The sequence below is a fragment of the Mesorhizobium sp. ES1-6 genome (assembly GCF_020164775.1).
Classification (GTDB): Bacteria; Pseudomonadota; Alphaproteobacteria; order Rhizobiales; family Rhizobiaceae; genus Mesorhizobium.
In genome coordinates, this window is the sequence record NZ_JAIUGU010000001.1 from 353,245 (window position 1) to 366,672 (window position 13,428).

Sequence of the window (13,428 nt, forward strand, 5' to 3'; positions counted from 1 at the left end):
TTGGGCTCACTCCCTGTATTGGCGCAGTGAACCATGAATCGGCGCGCAGGTGTTTGCGAATGCACTTGCGGGAGAGCGGCTCCTTCGATAATCGTTGCGCGAAATGCACTGATATTCGCAGGAATCACGAAGAATGCCGCTCGACAGGATTGATATCGCCATTCTGGAGACATTGCAGAAGGATGGCCGGATGCCGAACGCGGCTCTCGCCGAAAAGGTCGGCCTGTCGCAGTCGGCCTGCTCGCGCCGGCTCGACAATCTGGAGAAATCCGGAACCATCCGCGGTTATCACGCCCGGCTTTCCAACGCGGCCCTTGGCCACCAGATGACCGCGATCGTCCACATATCGCTCTCCGGCCAGTTCGAGAAGACGCTGTCGGATTTCGAGGCGGCGATCAAGCGTTGCCCCAATGTGCTGTCGTGCCACCTGATGTCGGGCGAGTACGACTATATCCTTAGGATCGCGGCCAAGGATCTCGTCGACTACGAGCGTATCCACAAGGAATGGCTGTCGGCGATGCCGCATGTAACGAAGATCAATTCGTCATTCGCCTTGCGCGAAATCGTCGACCGGACGGCAATGGGCCTGAAGCCGGAAATGGCTTAACGCCAAAGGCACACCCGGACGTCTTTCCCGAGATAGCATGCGCCGTCGCGGCGAAGGTCTTCCCAGCGTTCATCGCCGTGAGTCGCGCGGATGTCCGAGTTGCCATAGCCGTCCCAAACATCACCGTCCCTGTATACGGCTGCCCAGTAATCCTCGGACATTTCACCAGCCCCACTGTGCGTATCGGGATAGTCGATACCTGCAAAAACCTGCCGGGGTCCCTGGATATTGAAATCGCCGCCCTTCTCGATCAGATAGGAGCATTTTCCCGATATGCGCGTCTGGCCGTCAACAACGAGCAGGCAACGGCCCCATTTATAGCCGCTCGGCAAGCGATGCCGTGATTGCGCATGCGCGGGCGAGAAGGACAACGCAATTGCAAGCCCAGCCGTTACAGTTCGTCCGATCATCTCATCACCCGTTGTCAAGCAGCCGATCTTAGGCCTCGGTGACGATCCGATCCATGGGGATGTCGTGCGGTTGCGGATAGATGGTGGCTATACGCTGCAATTCGTAGCCGACGCCGATGACCAATGGCTTGAAGGGCATGGCCGCCAGCGTCCGGTCGAAGAAGCCGCCACCATAGCCCAGGCGGTAGTTTGCCGGATCAATGCCGACAATGGGCGAGATGACGATATCGGGCAACACTGGATCGCCCTCGGCCGGAATTGGGATGTTCCACACACCTTTTTCCAACCGGTCGCCGGGTTTGTAGGCGCGAAAGATCAGCGGTTGGCCTTTATCGACCACAATCGGCAGCGCCGTGCGACCGCCACGGCCGCTGATCGAAGCCATCCATGGCCGCAAATCCGGCTCACCGCGAAATGGCCAGTAAAGGCTGACCATGCGGCCCGCGATCTCGCCGATTTCGGCATCAAGCCCTTCGGCGATACGCCGGGACATCGCGGTTCGCACGTCGGCTGAAACCGCGAGCCGCGCGGCGATCAGCCTTTCGCGCTCGGCCTTGCGCCAGCGCCGGACATCGGTCCAGTCGCTCGATGATGCCTGGAAGGCGGGCTCGAGTTCATGCATGAAGCAGGGTGGCGAGGCATACCGCGCCGGACCCTGGTCGTCATGATCGTTGGGCATGCTTTCACCTCATTGCGTGTCCATGACGCTATACCTCGCGACACGATACATCTTGTGCGTTGACGACATGGAACGACGAGTCTCAGGCAGTCCTGCCGTTGTTGCATTGCACAAAAATACCTACATTCAGGGCAGGCAATCTTGCCCATCAGGGGGTGAACGAGATGAACGAAGCCAGACATCATGTCGTCGTCGTTGGCGCGGGGTTCGGTGGCCTCGAATTCACCCGCGCGCTGGCTGGCGCGCCGGTGCGCATCACCATGATCGACAAGCGCAACCATCATCTGTTCCAGCCGCTGCTCTATCAGGTGGCAACCACGGCGCTGGCGACCTCGGAGGTCGCCTGGCCGATCCGCCATCTCCTGCGCAAGCGCAAGGATGTGACCACGCTGCTGGCCAATGTCACAGGGATCGACCGGATCGGCAAACGCGTTCTGCTCGACGATGGCAGCGCCGTCGCTTACGATACGCTGGTGCTCGCCACCGGCGCGCGCCACGCTTATTTCGGCCATGACGAATGGGAGCCCTTCGCGCCGGGCCTGAAGACATTGGAGGACGCCACCACCATCCGGCGCCGCATCCTGCTGGCCTTCGAGCAGGCCGAGCGGGAACCAGATCCCGCCAGGCGCCAGGCGCTGCTGACCATTGCCATTGTCGGCGGCGGGCCGACCGGGGTCGAACTCGCCGGAACCATCGCCGAGCTGGCGCATGACACCCTGCGCGGCGAATTCCGCAACATCGATACGCGCCAGACGCGCGTGGTGCTGATAGAGGCCGGCGACCGCATCCTTGCCAATTTCGCGCCAAAGCTCTCCGACTACGCGGGCAAGGCGCTGGAACGGCTTGGCGTTACAGTCGAGCTTGGCCGCGCCGTTACGCGCTGCGACCCCGAAGGCGTGGTTTTTGGCGACACGGTTCTGCCGGCCCGCACCATCCTGTGGGCGGCAGGCGTTGCCGCTTCGCCCGCCGCCGAATGGCTGGGAGCGAAGGCGGACCGGGCAGGCAGGGTCTTGGTCGAGCCTGACCTCAGCGTGCCTGGCAGCGCGGAGATTTTTGTCATCGGAGACGCAGCACTCGTGCTGCGGCCCGACGGACGGCCTGTGCCCGGCGTGGCGCCTTCCGCCAAGCAGGAAGGCCGGCATGTTGCCGCGACCGTCAGGGCCAGGCTTGCCGGCGACACGAGCCCTCGGCCTTTCCACTACAAGCATGCCGGTGATCTGGCGACGATCGGCAAGCGCGCCGCCGCGATCGATTTCGGCTGGATCAAGCTGACCGGCTGGCTCGCCTGGTGGCTGTGGGGCATCGCGCATATTTATTTCCTGATCGGCTTTCGCAACCGGCTTGCCGTTTCGTTGAGCTGGCTATGGATCTATGTCACGGGCCAGCGCAGCGCCCGGCTGATTACGCAAGGCGACGACGACAGGACCTGACTTTCTTCACCGTCCCATTCATCCGCGCGTCATCTGCTGCTGATGGATTGATGCCGGATACGCGCGACTTCTTGAGTGGACTTGAGCTAATTTCGGCGCGAAGTTCGCTTCGGGGCAGGGCGTGTCAGGTCGAAGAAGGAGAACACATGTCGCAACTGCTCCATCCCGTCTCTCGCCGTGGTCTTCTTGCGGGGGCCGCCGCCACAGGGGCGCTGATCATGCTTCATCCTTTCTCCGCCCGGGCGCAGGCCAACCAGGCGCATCTGAGGATCATGGAAACCACCGACATCCATGTGAACGTGCTGCCTTATGATTACTACGCCGACAAAGCGAACGACACGACGGGCCTGTCGCGCACTGCGTCGCTGATCGACGCCGTGCGCAAGGAGGCCGTCAATTCGATGCTGATCGACAATGGCGACCTGTTGCAGGGCAATCCGATGGGCGACTACATCGCCTATGAGAAGGGCCTGAAGGAAGGCGACCTCCATCCGATCATGAAAGGCATGAATCTGCTCGGTTACGAGTGTTCGACGCTTGGCAACCACGAATTCAACTACGGCCTGTCCTTCCTGGATAAGGTGCTGGCCGGCGCCAATTTCCCGTTCGTCTGCGCCAATCTGATCCGGGGGACCGAGCTTGCCGCCAACCCGCGCGACGACAAGCTCTACCTCAAGCCCTACATAATCCTGGACAAGAAGATCAAGGACGGAGCAGGCGCCGAGCAGCCGATCAAGATCGGCATCATCGGCTTCGTGCCGCCCCAGATCATGGTCTGGGATCTCAAGAACCTCGAAGGCAACGTCAAGACCCGCGACATCGTCGACGCGGCCAAGGCCTGGGTGCCGCAGATGAAGGAGGAGGGCGCCGATATCGTCATCGCGCTCTCGCATTCCGGCATCGACGTCAAGCAGGGTGAGATGATGGAGAACGCCTCGTTTTTCGTCGCCGGCGTCGAAGGCATCGACGCCGTGTTCACCGGCCACCAGCACCTCGTTTTCCCCGGCAAGAAGGATTTCCAGGCGCTCGAGGGCGTCGATACACAGAAGGGCACGCTGCAAGGCAAGCCAGCCGTCATGGGCGGTTTCTGGGGCTCGCATATGGGCCTGATCGACCTGATGCTGGAGCGCGACGGCTCCAGGTGGAAAGTGGTCTCCGCGACATCGGAGGCGCGGCCGATCTTCGAGCGTGTCGACAACAAGAACAAGCCGACCGTCGCCGACGACAAGCGCATCATTGCCGCTCTCGAGCAGGACCACGAGGCGACGCTCGCCTATGTTCGCCGCCCTGTCGGCAAGACCTCCGCGCCGCTCTATTCCTACTTCGCCCTCGTCGCGGACGATCCCTCGGTGCAGGTCGTCAACCAGGCGCAGACCTGGTACCTCGAGGACATATTGAAAAGCACACAGTGGAAGGACGTGCCGCTGCTGTCGGCCGCCGCCCCATTCAAGGCCGGTGGGCGCAACGGCGCCGACTACTATACCGACGTGCCCGCGGGCGACATCGCCATCAAGAACGTCGCCGACCTCTACCTTTACCCCAACACCGTGCGTGCCGTCGAAATCACCGGGGCGCAAGTCAAGGAATGGCTGGAAATGTCGGCCGGCATCTTCAAGAAGGTCGAGGCGGGGAAGGCCGACCAGCCACTGATCGACACCGAATTTCCGTCCTACAATTTCGACGTCATCGACGGCGTCACCTACAAGATAGATTTGTCGCAGCCCCCGAAATACGATGCCAAGGGCGGCATCGCCAACGCCGGATCGAACCGCATCGTCGATCTCAAATTCGATGATAAGCCCATTAATCCCTTGGCGAAATTCGTCGTCGCAACCAACAATTACCGTGCCGGCGGCGGCGGCAACTTTCCTGACATCAATGCCTCGAAGATCATCTACGACGCGCCCGACACCAACCGCGACGTCATCGTCCGCTACGTCGTCAGCCAAGGCACCATCAATCCGTCGGCGGACGGCAACTGGTCGTTCGCGCCGTTGCCTGGAACCAGCGTCGTCTTTGAGACAGGCCCGAAAGCGAAGGATTTCATTGCCGAGGTGAAGTCGCTGAAGATCGAGCCGGCCGGCGACGGCGAAGCGGGTTTCGCGAAGTACCGCATCCTGCTTTGAAGCATCGAGCAAGGAGACGAGCGGGCTGCCCCGTTCGTTTCCCCCGGCTCCTCAAGCCTTGTAGACCACCTGGCGCACATCGATGTAGCTGGCGCGGAAACCGGCCTCGCAATAGTGCAGGTAGAACTCCCAGAGCTTCTTGAAACGATCGTCGAAGCCGAGTGGCACGATCTTCTCCCACGATCCCCAGAAACGCTGGCGCCATTCGGCAAGCGTGCGGGCATAGTCCTCGGGGAAAACGCGTTCGCGCAAATGCGCAAGGCCGTGTGCCGCGCCAAGCGATTTCAGGATCGACGGCGTCGGCAGCATGCCGCCCGGAAAGACGTAGCGCTGGATGAAATCCGGCCTGGCGCGATAGGTATCGTAAGCGGCCTCGTTGATGGTGATGATCTGCAGGCCCGCGGTGCCGCCTGGCCTCAGGCAGGCTTTCATCTTGGAGAAGAACACCGGCCAGTATTTCTCGCCGACCGCCTCGAACATCTCGATCGAGGCGATGCGATCGTAAGTGCCCGTTTCGTCGCGGTAATCCTGCAACTTGATGTCGACCTTGTCCGCCAACCCCGCCTTTTGGATGCGGGCCTTGGCAAAGTCGTGTTGCTCGCGGCTGATGGTCAATCCGGTAACGCGGCAGCCGATTTCGCGCGCCGCGAATTCGGCAAAGCCGCCCCAGCCGCAGCCGATCTCCAGCACATGATCCTTTCCGCCGATGCCCGTATCCCTGGCCAGCGCCCGGTATTTGGCGGCCTGCGCGCTCTCGAGATCATTGGCACCGTTGGCGTAAAGCGCGGAGGAATAGGTCATGCTCGGGTCGAGCCATTCCTTGTAGAAGGCATTGCCGAGATCGTAATGCGCCGAAATATTGCGCTTCGAACCGGAGCGCGTGTTTTCGTTGAACCAGTGGCGGATGCGCTGGACAGTGTTGATGACCCAGCTTGCTCCGCCGGCGACCTTTTCGCCGAAGGCGGAGTTGACCACGAACAGTTCGAGAAAACTGGTCACATCGGGGCTCTCCCAATCGCCGTCCATGTAGGATTCGGCAACGCCGATCGTGCCGCCGGCAAAGGCGCGGCCCGGCAGGCGCCAGTTCTTGAGCACCAGTTCGGCGTCGGGGCCCGGCGCTTTGCCGCCGATGAGAACGGCGCGGCCGTCCGGCATCCTGACCTTCAGCGAACCCCGCGGCAGGTTCATGGCCGCCGACAGCACCATCCGCGCCTTGGCCGGGAGGCCCTTGACGATTTCGGCGAAATTGAATTCGTCGAGCCTGACCGCGTCGCCTTGATGTTCCCCGTGTGCCATTCCATGCCCCTGGATCTCCGTGATGTCGGCGCAATTGCCGGACCACGGTTCTCTTGGATCATCCGCCGGATTCGAACGCCGTCGCCTGGTCCCGGTAGCTTGCGGGTTCGGCGACAGGTGGGCTCGAACGAAAGCGCGCACCTCTTTGCCATGGCTTAAGCGCTTCCCGGTGGATGCCGGCTACAATCTTCCACGGCATGAGGGGGAACTTCAAGAGGCATGCCGAGAGCTGAACTGTGCCACGCCAGATGCCTTCGCCGCAGCTTTGAGCCCGAATCGAAAACGCCTATGGCAGCCGCATCGCTTGTGCGATAGTTTTAGTCATGCGTTATGTAATTGTCATTGCCGCCATCGCCTTCTTCCTGATCTGGGACGGTCTCTACAATCAGGGCCGGTATCTGGACGTCACGGTCAGGGAGATTTCTCATGTGGTGCGCTACGTCACCGGCAAGGTCTAGATATCCCTCCAATTGAGTGGCCCGGCGCTTCATGCCTGATGCGCGCGGAATGAGGTGCCGCACCGATCGAGGCGCGTCGCAAGGACGCGTGACGCCATGACCGGTTGACGCAAAGAGACCGCCGCCACAAAAGACCCCGACATTCAGATCGAGGAGGCGGGATTGATCCGGCATATCGTTTTCTTCAGCGCCCGGCGCAGGCAAGACGTGGAAGCAGTGCGTACCGGGCTGCTGGCGCTTGGCGACATTCCTCATTCCAGCCTCTTCGAGGTCACGTTGAACACCAAGGTCGACCCGCTGTCGGATGAAATCGATGTCGTCGTCTACGCGGAATTCGCCGATGACGCGGCGCTCGCCGCCTACAAGGCGCACCCGCTCTATGCGCAGACCACCAGTAAGGTCAAACCATTGCGCGAGCTGCGCTATTCGGCTGACGTCGTGGCTGGGAGCTGACCGGCGCCTGCTCCAGAGGTGCACTCGCGCGGGCGCGTTGTCCCGGCGGATCGTGTTGCCCGGTCCATGTACCGCCGCCCGGCGGCATGGCTATCAAGTCTTGAACCGATCCTCGGAATGATGCACATCGCGCCTGCATGACCCCAACCACATCAGGCATTCATCCGCTCGATCATCTGGTTCTGCCGACGCGGAGCCTCGATGCGGCGCGGACTCGGCTCACAGCGCTGGGCTTCGTCGTCGCCCCGACAGGCATCCATCCCTTTGGCACGGAAAACTGCTGCGTTTTCTTCGCCGATGGCACCTATCTGGAGCCACTAGCGATCGGCAGTGAACCGGCTGCGACAGAGGCGGTTGCGCAGGGCAACGTCTTCGTCGCACGCGATCGGCTCTATCGCGAAAGCCGTGGCGACGAGGGATTCTCCGCGGTGGTGCTTGGTACGGACAGTGCCGATGGCGACCATGAACGCTATGTGGAAGCCGGCCTGTCGGCGGGAGACTCGCTGAGCTTCTCGCGAGGCTTCACCGACACGACGGGCAAAAGCGATACGGCGTCGTTCAAGCTCGCCTTTGCCGCGGCCCAGGGCCAAACGGACGCATTTCTTTTTGCCTGCCAGCGCATCAACGCGCCAAAAGTGGACCGTGCCGCCTTGCAGGCTCATCCCAATGGGGTCCACGGGATCGCCGAGGTGATTGCGGTCAGCAGCGCTCCCGCCGAGCAGCGCAGGCTGATTGCCGTGGCGGTCAACGACCCGTCTGGCGGACAAGGCGGCGCGTTTCCCTTGCCGAACGCAAATTTGCGTGTGCTCGATCCTGCGTCTTTCGCCGCGCGCTTTGGAACACCGGCCGGGGCGCCGTCGGAATTGCACTTCGCCGCCGTGGTTTTTTCGATCCGCGACACTGGCGCCGCCGCAAGCCTGCTTGCGGCCAATGCCATCGAACACGATATGTCGGGCAATGACATCATCGTGCGGCCCGCAGCCGGCCAAGGCGCCGCTTTCATCTTTCGGGAGATCCAATGAGCAACCCCCTAGCGCCCAATTCGGCGGTAACCGTCGGCAATGTCGTCTTCGACAATGCGGCACCCCTGGCGCTGATCGCAGGCCCGTGCCAGTTCGAATCGCGCCAGCACGCCTTCGACATGGCCGGCGCGCTGAAGGAACTGACCGGCAGGCTCGGCATCGGCCTCGTCTATAAGACGAGTTACGACAAGGCCAACCGGACCTCGCTGTCGGCAACGCGTGGCGCCGGCATGGACGCCGCACTTCCGGTGTTCGACGAGTTGCGCAAGGAATTCTCGCTTCCCGTGCTGACCGATGTCCACACCGAGGAACAGTGCGCGATCGTCGCGCCGCATGTCGATGTGCTGCAGATTCCGGCCTTCCTGTCGCGCCAGACCGACATGCTGGTCGCCGCCGCAAGGACGGGGAAGGTGATCAACGTCAAGAAGGGCCAGTTCCTGGCGCCGTGGGACATGAAGAACGTGGTCGCCAAGATCACCGGCTCCGGCAATGCCAATGTCTTGACCACCGAGCGCGGTGCCTCCTTCGGCTACAACACGCTGGTGTCCGACATGCGGGCGCTGCCTGTCATGGCCGAGATCGGTGCGCCGGTGGTTTTCGACGCCACGCACTCGGTCCAGCAGCCGGGCGGGCAGGGCGGCTCGTCCGGTGGCGAGCGCCGCTTTGTCGCGACGCTGGCCCGCGCGGCCGTTGCCGTCGGCGTTGCCGGCGTCTTTATCGAGACGCACCAGGATCCCGACAATTCGACCTCTTCCGACGGTCCCAACATGCTGCCGCTGAAAGATATGCCGGCACTGCTGGAAACGCTGATGGCGTTGGACCGGGTGGCCAAAGGGCACTGATCCAGGGCTTTCAGCCGGCGCTTGTGGTTGCTGGGGGCCGGTTGTACGCTTGGCCGGCAAATGAGCGTTTTGGCAGGAGGAAGCCATGTCCGTTGCCCGCGTCACCGAAATCACCTCATCGTCGAAGAAGAGCTTTCAGGACGCTATCGAGAAGGGAATCGCCCGCGCCTCGAAAACCCTGAAGAACGTCGAAGGCGCCTGGATCCAGGATCAGAAGATCGTCGTCGAGGACGGCAAGATCGCGGCCTACCGCGTCAATATGAAGGTGACTTTCATCCTGGCGGAGTGATCGGGCAGCCGCCAAAAAGTCGGGAACTTTCGCCCGCGCCCCTCATTGTCGAAGCAGAGATCAACGACAACGAGGAGTATGACAATGACAACCCAGACAGGTCACACCGAAGCCATTGCCGCTTCGCGGGTCATCGGCACGTCGGTCTACAACACCGAGGGCACCAGCATCGGCAGCATCGAGGACATCATGCTCGACAAGACGTCGAACGGCATCATGTTCGCGGTGATCGGTTTTGGCGGCTTTCTCGGCATCGGCGAGAAATACCACGCCGTTCCCTGGGCAAGTCTCGACTATGACGAGGACAAGGGCGGTTATGTCGTGCCCTTCTCGAAGGAACAGCTGAAGGCCGCGCCCGCCTATTCGATCAACGAACTGGCCGGCGCGGATGGCGAGAGCGCGCGCGACGCCTCCTATGAGTATTACAAGGTCACGCCCTACTGGCATTGAACGCGAACAAAAAAGGGTCTCGTTTCGACGGGGCCCTTTTTGATTCAACGCAAGGATTATTCGCTGAGGTGCAGCGCCGGCAGCGACATCCCGGCTTTTGGCGGCGGCTGACCATCGCATGATGTCAGGAACGCGGCCGCGATCAGGAACAGACTGACAATACCGCTTAACTCGGACATGGCGAAACTCCTCCTGTTTCGCCCCGCGCATGCATAGCCATAGCCGAAAATGCGTGTTCGACGGCATGACTTATGATGACAGAAATTTGCGCTTCGTGAATCGGGGACCCGGCAATATTCGGCCACGGCCCGATTGCCTTTTGCGTTGCTTTGGCTAAGACGGGCGCGACGTTTTCTCCAGATCAATCGAGGACATCGCAATGACCGCCATCATCGATATTGTCGGGCGTGAAATCCTGGACAGCCGTGGAAACCCGACCGTCGAGGTCGATGTCGTTCTCGAAGATGGTTCGATGGGCCGCGCGGCGGTGCCTTCGGGCGCCTCGACCGGCGCCCATGAAGCCGTGGAATTGCGCGACGGCGGCGCCCGCTATCTCGGCAAGGGCGTGCTCAAGGCCGTCGAAGCGGTCAATGGCGAACTGTTCGAGGCGATCGGCGGCATGGAAGCCGAAAACCAGATCCACATCGACCAGACCATGATCGAGCTCGACGGCACGCCCAATAAGAGCCGGCTTGGCGCCAACGCCATTCTGGGCGTTTCGCTGGCGGTTGCGAAGGCCGCGGCCGATGCCTCAGGCCTGCCGCTCTATCGCTATGTCGGCGGCGCCAAGGCGCACGTCCTGCCGGTGCCGATGATGAACATCATCAATGGCGGCGCGCATGCCGACAACCCGATCGACTTCCAGGAATTCATGATCCTCCCGGTCGGCGCGCCGACGCTGCGCGAAGGCGTGCGCTGGGGGTCGGAAATCTTCCACACGCTGCGCAAGAAGCTGAAGGATGCCGGCCACAACACCAATGTCGGCGACGAGGGCGGCTTCGCGCCGAACCTGAAGAGCGCGCCGGTGGCGCTCGATTTCATCATGGAATCGATCGAGAAGGCCGGCTTCAAGCCGGGCGAGGAGATCGCGCTTGGCCTCGATTGCGCCGCGACCGAATTTTTCAAGGACGGCAACTACGTCTATGAAGGCGAGAAGAAGACACGCGATCCCAAGGCGCAGGCCAAATACCTCGCCAAGCTCGCCGCCGATTATCCGATCATCTCGATCGAGGACGGCCTTGCCGAGGACGACTGGGAAGGCTGGAAGTACCTGACCGACCTGATCGGCAAGAAGACGCAGCTTGTCGGCGACGATCTTTTCGTCACCAACACGGCGCGCCTGCGCGACGGCATCCGCATGGGCGTCGCCAATTCGATCCTGGTCAAGGTCAATCAGATCGGCTCGCTGACCGAGACGCTCGACGCGGTCGAGACCGCGCACAAGGCAGCCTACACCGCCGTCATGTCGCACCGTTCCGGCGAGACCGAGGATTCGACCATCGCCGATCTCGCCGTCGCCACCAATTGCGGGCAGATCAAGACCGGCTCGCTGTCCCGCTCCGACCGCATGGCCAAGTACAACCAGCTGATCCGCATCGAGGAAGAACTCGGCAAGCAGGCGCGTTATGCTGGCAAGTCAGTGATCAAGGGCTGATCCGGCGGCATCTTGTTGATAGGGAAAGGGCGGGACATCCCGCCCTTTTGCATTTCAAGCCGGCCCGCGCGGCCTCCCGTAACCGTCCGTTAAGCACAATCAGGCGAAAAAGGCTTAGTGCCGTCTGAGTTCGCGGCCACGGGGAATCGGTCATGTGGACGCGTCAGCACAAGCAGAGAAACACCGGGCGGCTGATCATTCCCTCTTTGTGCGTGGTGTTCCTGGCCTATTTCGGCTTCCACGCCTATCACGGCGAATTCGGCATCAATTCCAAATACAAGCTGGAAGCCGAGACGGTCGTGCTGCAGGGTCAGCTCGATGCGATCAAGGCGCGCAGGATGGAGCTGGAGCGGCGCGTCAGGCTCATGCATGATGGCACGCTCGAGAAGGACATGCTTGACGAGCAGGCGCGCCGGGCGCTCAATCTGTCCCAAGCCGACGAGATCACCATCATGCTGCCGGTCTCGACGAAATAACCAATATCCGGTTAATCACCGATATTTGCAATGATTTTAATTGCTTAGGTGCATGCCAGCTATGCAATTTCGACATGGCGGAACGCCTTTCGACGTGTTAGCCTCCCATAAATCGAAGGGGAGGGCGATCTCCCCGGAGCAAGTCTTGCTCCAGTGTCCGCAAAGAGACGCCAACAGGGAGTGATGCATGGCCACCGCAGCCAGAAAAGCGCCTGCCAAATCGAAATCCGACGGTAAATCCGGCCTGTCAGCACCCAAGCCTGCTGACTTCACCAAGGACGAAGAGCTTGCCGCCTACCGGCACATGCTGCTCATCCGCCGGTTCGAGGAAAAGGCCGGCCAGCTCTATGGCATGGGCTTCATCGGCGGCTTCTGCCACCTCTACATCGGCCAGGAAGCGGTCGTCACCGGCATGAAGATGGCGCTGATCGACGGCGATCAGATGATCACGGCCTATCGCGATCACGGCCACATGCTGGCGATGGAGCTTTCGCCGCGCGGCGTCATGGCCGAACTGACCGGACGCCGAGGCGGCCTGTCGAAAGGCAAGGGCGGCTCCATGCACATGTTCTCCAAGGAGAAGCATTTCTATGGCGGTCACGGCATTGTCGGTGCGCAGGTGTCGCTCGGCACGGGCCTGGCCTTCGCCAACCGCTATCGCGAGAACAAGAACGTGTCGCTGACCTATTTCGGCGACGGCGCCGCCAACCAGGGCCAGGTCTATGAAAGCTTCAACATGGCCTCGCTGTGGAAGCTGCCGGTGATCTACATCATCGAGAACAACCGCTACGCCATGGGCACGTCGGTGTCGCGCTCCTCAGCCGAGACCGACTTCTCGCACCGTGGCGCTTCCTTCAAGATTCCCGGCATCCAGGTCGATGGCATGGATGTGCGCGCGGTCAAGGCCGCCGCCGATCTCGCAACCGAATGGTGCCGCGCCGGCAATGGTCCGCTGATTCTCGAGATGCAGACCTATCGCTATCGCGGCCACTCCATGTCCGATCCTGCAAAATACCGGTCGAAGGAAGAAGTGCAGAAGATGCGCTCCGAGCACGACCCGATCGAGCAGGTCAAGGCGCGGCTCATCGAAAAGAAGTGGGCTGATGAGGAAGAACTCAAGGCCATCGACAAGGAGGTTCGCGACATCGTCGCCGACGCCGCCGAATTTGCCCAGAACGATGCCGAGCCGGATCCGTCCGAGCTCTGGACCGATATCGTATTGTAAGGGAGGGCCAG

At 61.6% G+C, this 13,428-nt stretch carries 17 protein-coding genes; 12 read left to right on the plus strand and 5 right to left on the minus strand.

The annotated features are described in order from the left end of the window. Positions 1-133: 133 nt before the first annotated feature. Positions 134-607 carry an Lrp/AsnC family transcriptional regulator gene (locus tag LB564_RS01925; protein WP_015317948.1) on the plus strand — a complete coding sequence of 158 codons (474 nt, stop codon included), beginning with the start codon at positions 134-136 and terminating at the stop codon, positions 605-607. Here the strand turns inward: LB564_RS01925 and LB564_RS01930 are convergent. Then, positions 604-1,035 (minus strand): hypothetical protein, encoded by a 432-nt coding sequence (locus LB564_RS01930; RefSeq protein ID WP_224534581.1) that lies wholly within the window; start codon positions 1,033-1,035, stop codon positions 604-606. The genes LB564_RS01925 and LB564_RS01930 overlap by 4 nt on opposite strands. Positions 1,036-1,045: 10 nt before the next feature. Continuing rightward, the gene (locus tag LB564_RS01935; protein ID WP_224534582.1) at positions 1,046-1,696 is read right to left on the minus strand and encodes a 5-formyltetrahydrofolate cyclo-ligase; all 651 of its coding nucleotides are present in this window, start codon (positions 1,694-1,696) and stop codon (positions 1,046-1,048) included. A 164-nt stretch (positions 1,697-1,860) separates the two neighbouring features. Here LB564_RS01935 and LB564_RS01940 point away from each other — a divergent pair, with 164 nt between their 5' ends. After that, complete coding sequence (locus LB564_RS01940) at positions 1,861-3,126, plus strand: NAD(P)/FAD-dependent oxidoreductase (RefSeq protein ID WP_224534583.1); 1,266 nt, start codon at positions 1,861-1,863, stop codon at positions 3,124-3,126. A gap of 146 nt (positions 3,127-3,272) precedes the next feature. Next, entirely contained in the window at positions 3,273-5,252 is a 1,980-nt protein-coding gene (locus LB564_RS01945) for a bifunctional 2',3'-cyclic-nucleotide 2'-phosphodiesterase/3'-nucleotidase (RefSeq protein ID WP_224534584.1), read from the plus strand. Positions 5,253-5,303: 51 nt separating this feature from the next. Here the strand turns inward: LB564_RS01945 and LB564_RS01950 are convergent, their stop codons facing one another. Both LB564_RS01950 and LB564_RS31705 read right to left on the minus strand, forming a co-directional pair. Next, positions 5,304-6,548, minus strand: a complete 1,245-nt coding sequence (locus LB564_RS01950) for an SAM-dependent methyltransferase (RefSeq protein ID WP_224534585.1) — start codon at positions 6,546-6,548, stop codon at positions 5,304-5,306. Positions 6,549-6,606: 58 nt separating this feature from the next. Then, positions 6,607-6,747 carry a hypothetical protein gene (locus LB564_RS31705; protein WP_411910181.1) on the minus strand — a complete coding sequence of 47 codons (141 nt, stop codon included), beginning with the start codon at positions 6,745-6,747 and terminating at the stop codon, positions 6,607-6,609. A gap of 124 nt (positions 6,748-6,871) precedes the next feature. On the opposite strand from LB564_RS31705, the gene LB564_RS31455 reads away from it, so the two are divergent. The 6 genes from LB564_RS31455 to LB564_RS01975 all read left to right on the plus strand — a co-directional run bounded on the left by LB564_RS31455 (position 6,872) and on the right by LB564_RS01975 (position 10,062). Then, on the plus strand, positions 6,872-7,006 hold the full coding sequence (locus tag LB564_RS31455; protein WP_263491405.1) for a hypothetical protein: 135 nt from the start codon (positions 6,872-6,874) through the stop codon (positions 7,004-7,006). 162 nt (positions 7,007-7,168) lie between these two features. Then, positions 7,169-7,459, plus strand: coding sequence for a Dabb family protein (locus LB564_RS01955; protein ID WP_224534586.1), 291 nt, complete (start codon positions 7,169-7,171; stop codon positions 7,457-7,459). A gap of 137 nt (positions 7,460-7,596) precedes the next feature. Further along, positions 7,597-8,481, plus strand: coding sequence for a VOC family protein (locus LB564_RS01960; RefSeq protein WP_224534587.1), 885 nt, complete (start codon positions 7,597-7,599; stop codon positions 8,479-8,481). Beyond that, the gene (gene kdsA, locus LB564_RS01965) at positions 8,478-9,323 is read left to right on the plus strand and encodes a 3-deoxy-8-phosphooctulonate synthase (protein ID WP_224534589.1); all 846 of its coding nucleotides are present in this window, start codon (positions 8,478-8,480) and stop codon (positions 9,321-9,323) included. Before LB564_RS01960 ends, kdsA begins: the two co-directional genes overlap by 4 nt. Positions 9,324-9,408: 85 nt before the next feature. Next, positions 9,409-9,612: a dodecin family protein gene (locus LB564_RS01970; RefSeq protein ID WP_027045027.1), complete on the plus strand. Its 204-nt coding sequence runs from the start codon at positions 9,409-9,411 to the stop codon at positions 9,610-9,612. Between the two features lie 84 nt (positions 9,613-9,696). Further along, positions 9,697-10,062, plus strand: coding sequence for a PRC-barrel domain-containing protein (locus LB564_RS01975; protein WP_140701127.1), 366 nt, complete (start codon positions 9,697-9,699; stop codon positions 10,060-10,062). A gap of 56 nt (positions 10,063-10,118) precedes the next feature. On the opposite strand, the gene LB564_RS31460 is transcribed toward LB564_RS01975, so the two are convergent. Beyond that, complete coding sequence (locus LB564_RS31460) at positions 10,119-10,241, minus strand: hypothetical protein (RefSeq protein WP_140701129.1); 123 nt, start codon at positions 10,239-10,241, stop codon at positions 10,119-10,121. A 200-nt stretch (positions 10,242-10,441) separates the two neighbouring features. On the opposite strand from LB564_RS31460, the gene eno reads away from it, so the two are divergent. From eno to pdhA, 3 genes are all read left to right on the plus strand, one after another. Next, positions 10,442-11,716 (plus strand): phosphopyruvate hydratase, encoded by a 1,275-nt coding sequence (eno, locus tag LB564_RS01980; protein WP_140701131.1) that lies wholly within the window; start codon positions 10,442-10,444, stop codon positions 11,714-11,716. A 152-nt stretch (positions 11,717-11,868) separates the two neighbouring features. Next, positions 11,869-12,192, plus strand: coding sequence for an FtsB family cell division protein (locus LB564_RS01985; protein WP_140701133.1), 324 nt, complete (start codon positions 11,869-11,871; stop codon positions 12,190-12,192). A gap of 187 nt (positions 12,193-12,379) precedes the next feature. Further along, positions 12,380-13,417, plus strand: coding sequence for a pyruvate dehydrogenase (acetyl-transferring) E1 component subunit alpha (gene pdhA / locus LB564_RS01990; RefSeq protein ID WP_140701135.1), 1,038 nt, complete (start codon positions 12,380-12,382; stop codon positions 13,415-13,417). The last annotated feature ends 11 nt before the right edge of the window (positions 13,418-13,428 follow it).

What these genes read in the sequence shown, in the direction of transcription:
- LB564_RS01925 (WP_015317948.1), top strand. Translation starts at nt 134, where the DNA reads ATGCCGCTCGACAGGATTGATATCGCCATTCTGGAGACATTGCAGAAG.
- LB564_RS01935 (WP_224534582.1), bottom strand. Translation starts at nt 1,696, where the DNA reads ATGCCCAACGATCATGACGACCAGGGTCCGGCGCGGTATGCCTCGCCA.
- LB564_RS01940 (WP_224534583.1), top strand. Translation starts at nt 1,861, where the DNA reads ATGAACGAAGCCAGACATCATGTCGTCGTCGTTGGCGCGGGGTTCGGT.
- LB564_RS01945 (WP_224534584.1), top strand. Translation starts at nt 3,273, where the DNA reads ATGTCGCAACTGCTCCATCCCGTCTCTCGCCGTGGTCTTCTTGCGGGG.
- LB564_RS01950 (WP_224534585.1), bottom strand. Translation starts at nt 6,548, where the DNA reads ATGGCACACGGGGAACATCAAGGCGACGCGGTCAGGCTCGACGAATTC.
- LB564_RS31705 (WP_411910181.1), bottom strand. Translation starts at nt 6,747, where the DNA reads ATGCCGTGGAAGATTGTAGCCGGCATCCACCGGGAAGCGCTTAAGCCA.
- LB564_RS31455 (WP_263491405.1), top strand. Translation starts at nt 6,872, where the DNA reads ATGCGTTATGTAATTGTCATTGCCGCCATCGCCTTCTTCCTGATCTGG.
- LB564_RS01960 (WP_224534587.1), top strand. Translation starts at nt 7,597, where the DNA reads ATGACCCCAACCACATCAGGCATTCATCCGCTCGATCATCTGGTTCTG.
- kdsA (WP_224534589.1), top strand. Translation starts at nt 8,478, where the DNA reads ATGAGCAACCCCCTAGCGCCCAATTCGGCGGTAACCGTCGGCAATGTC.
- LB564_RS01970 (WP_027045027.1), top strand. Translation starts at nt 9,409, where the DNA reads ATGTCCGTTGCCCGCGTCACCGAAATCACCTCATCGTCGAAGAAGAGC.
- LB564_RS01975 (WP_140701127.1), top strand. Translation starts at nt 9,697, where the DNA reads ATGACAACCCAGACAGGTCACACCGAAGCCATTGCCGCTTCGCGGGTC.
- LB564_RS31460 (WP_140701129.1), bottom strand. Translation starts at nt 10,241, where the DNA reads ATGTCCGAGTTAAGCGGTATTGTCAGTCTGTTCCTGATCGCGGCCGCG.
- eno (WP_140701131.1), top strand. Translation starts at nt 10,442, where the DNA reads ATGACCGCCATCATCGATATTGTCGGGCGTGAAATCCTGGACAGCCGT.
- LB564_RS01985 (WP_140701133.1), top strand. Translation starts at nt 11,869, where the DNA reads ATGTGGACGCGTCAGCACAAGCAGAGAAACACCGGGCGGCTGATCATT.
- pdhA (WP_140701135.1), top strand. Translation starts at nt 12,380, where the DNA reads ATGGCCACCGCAGCCAGAAAAGCGCCTGCCAAATCGAAATCCGACGGT.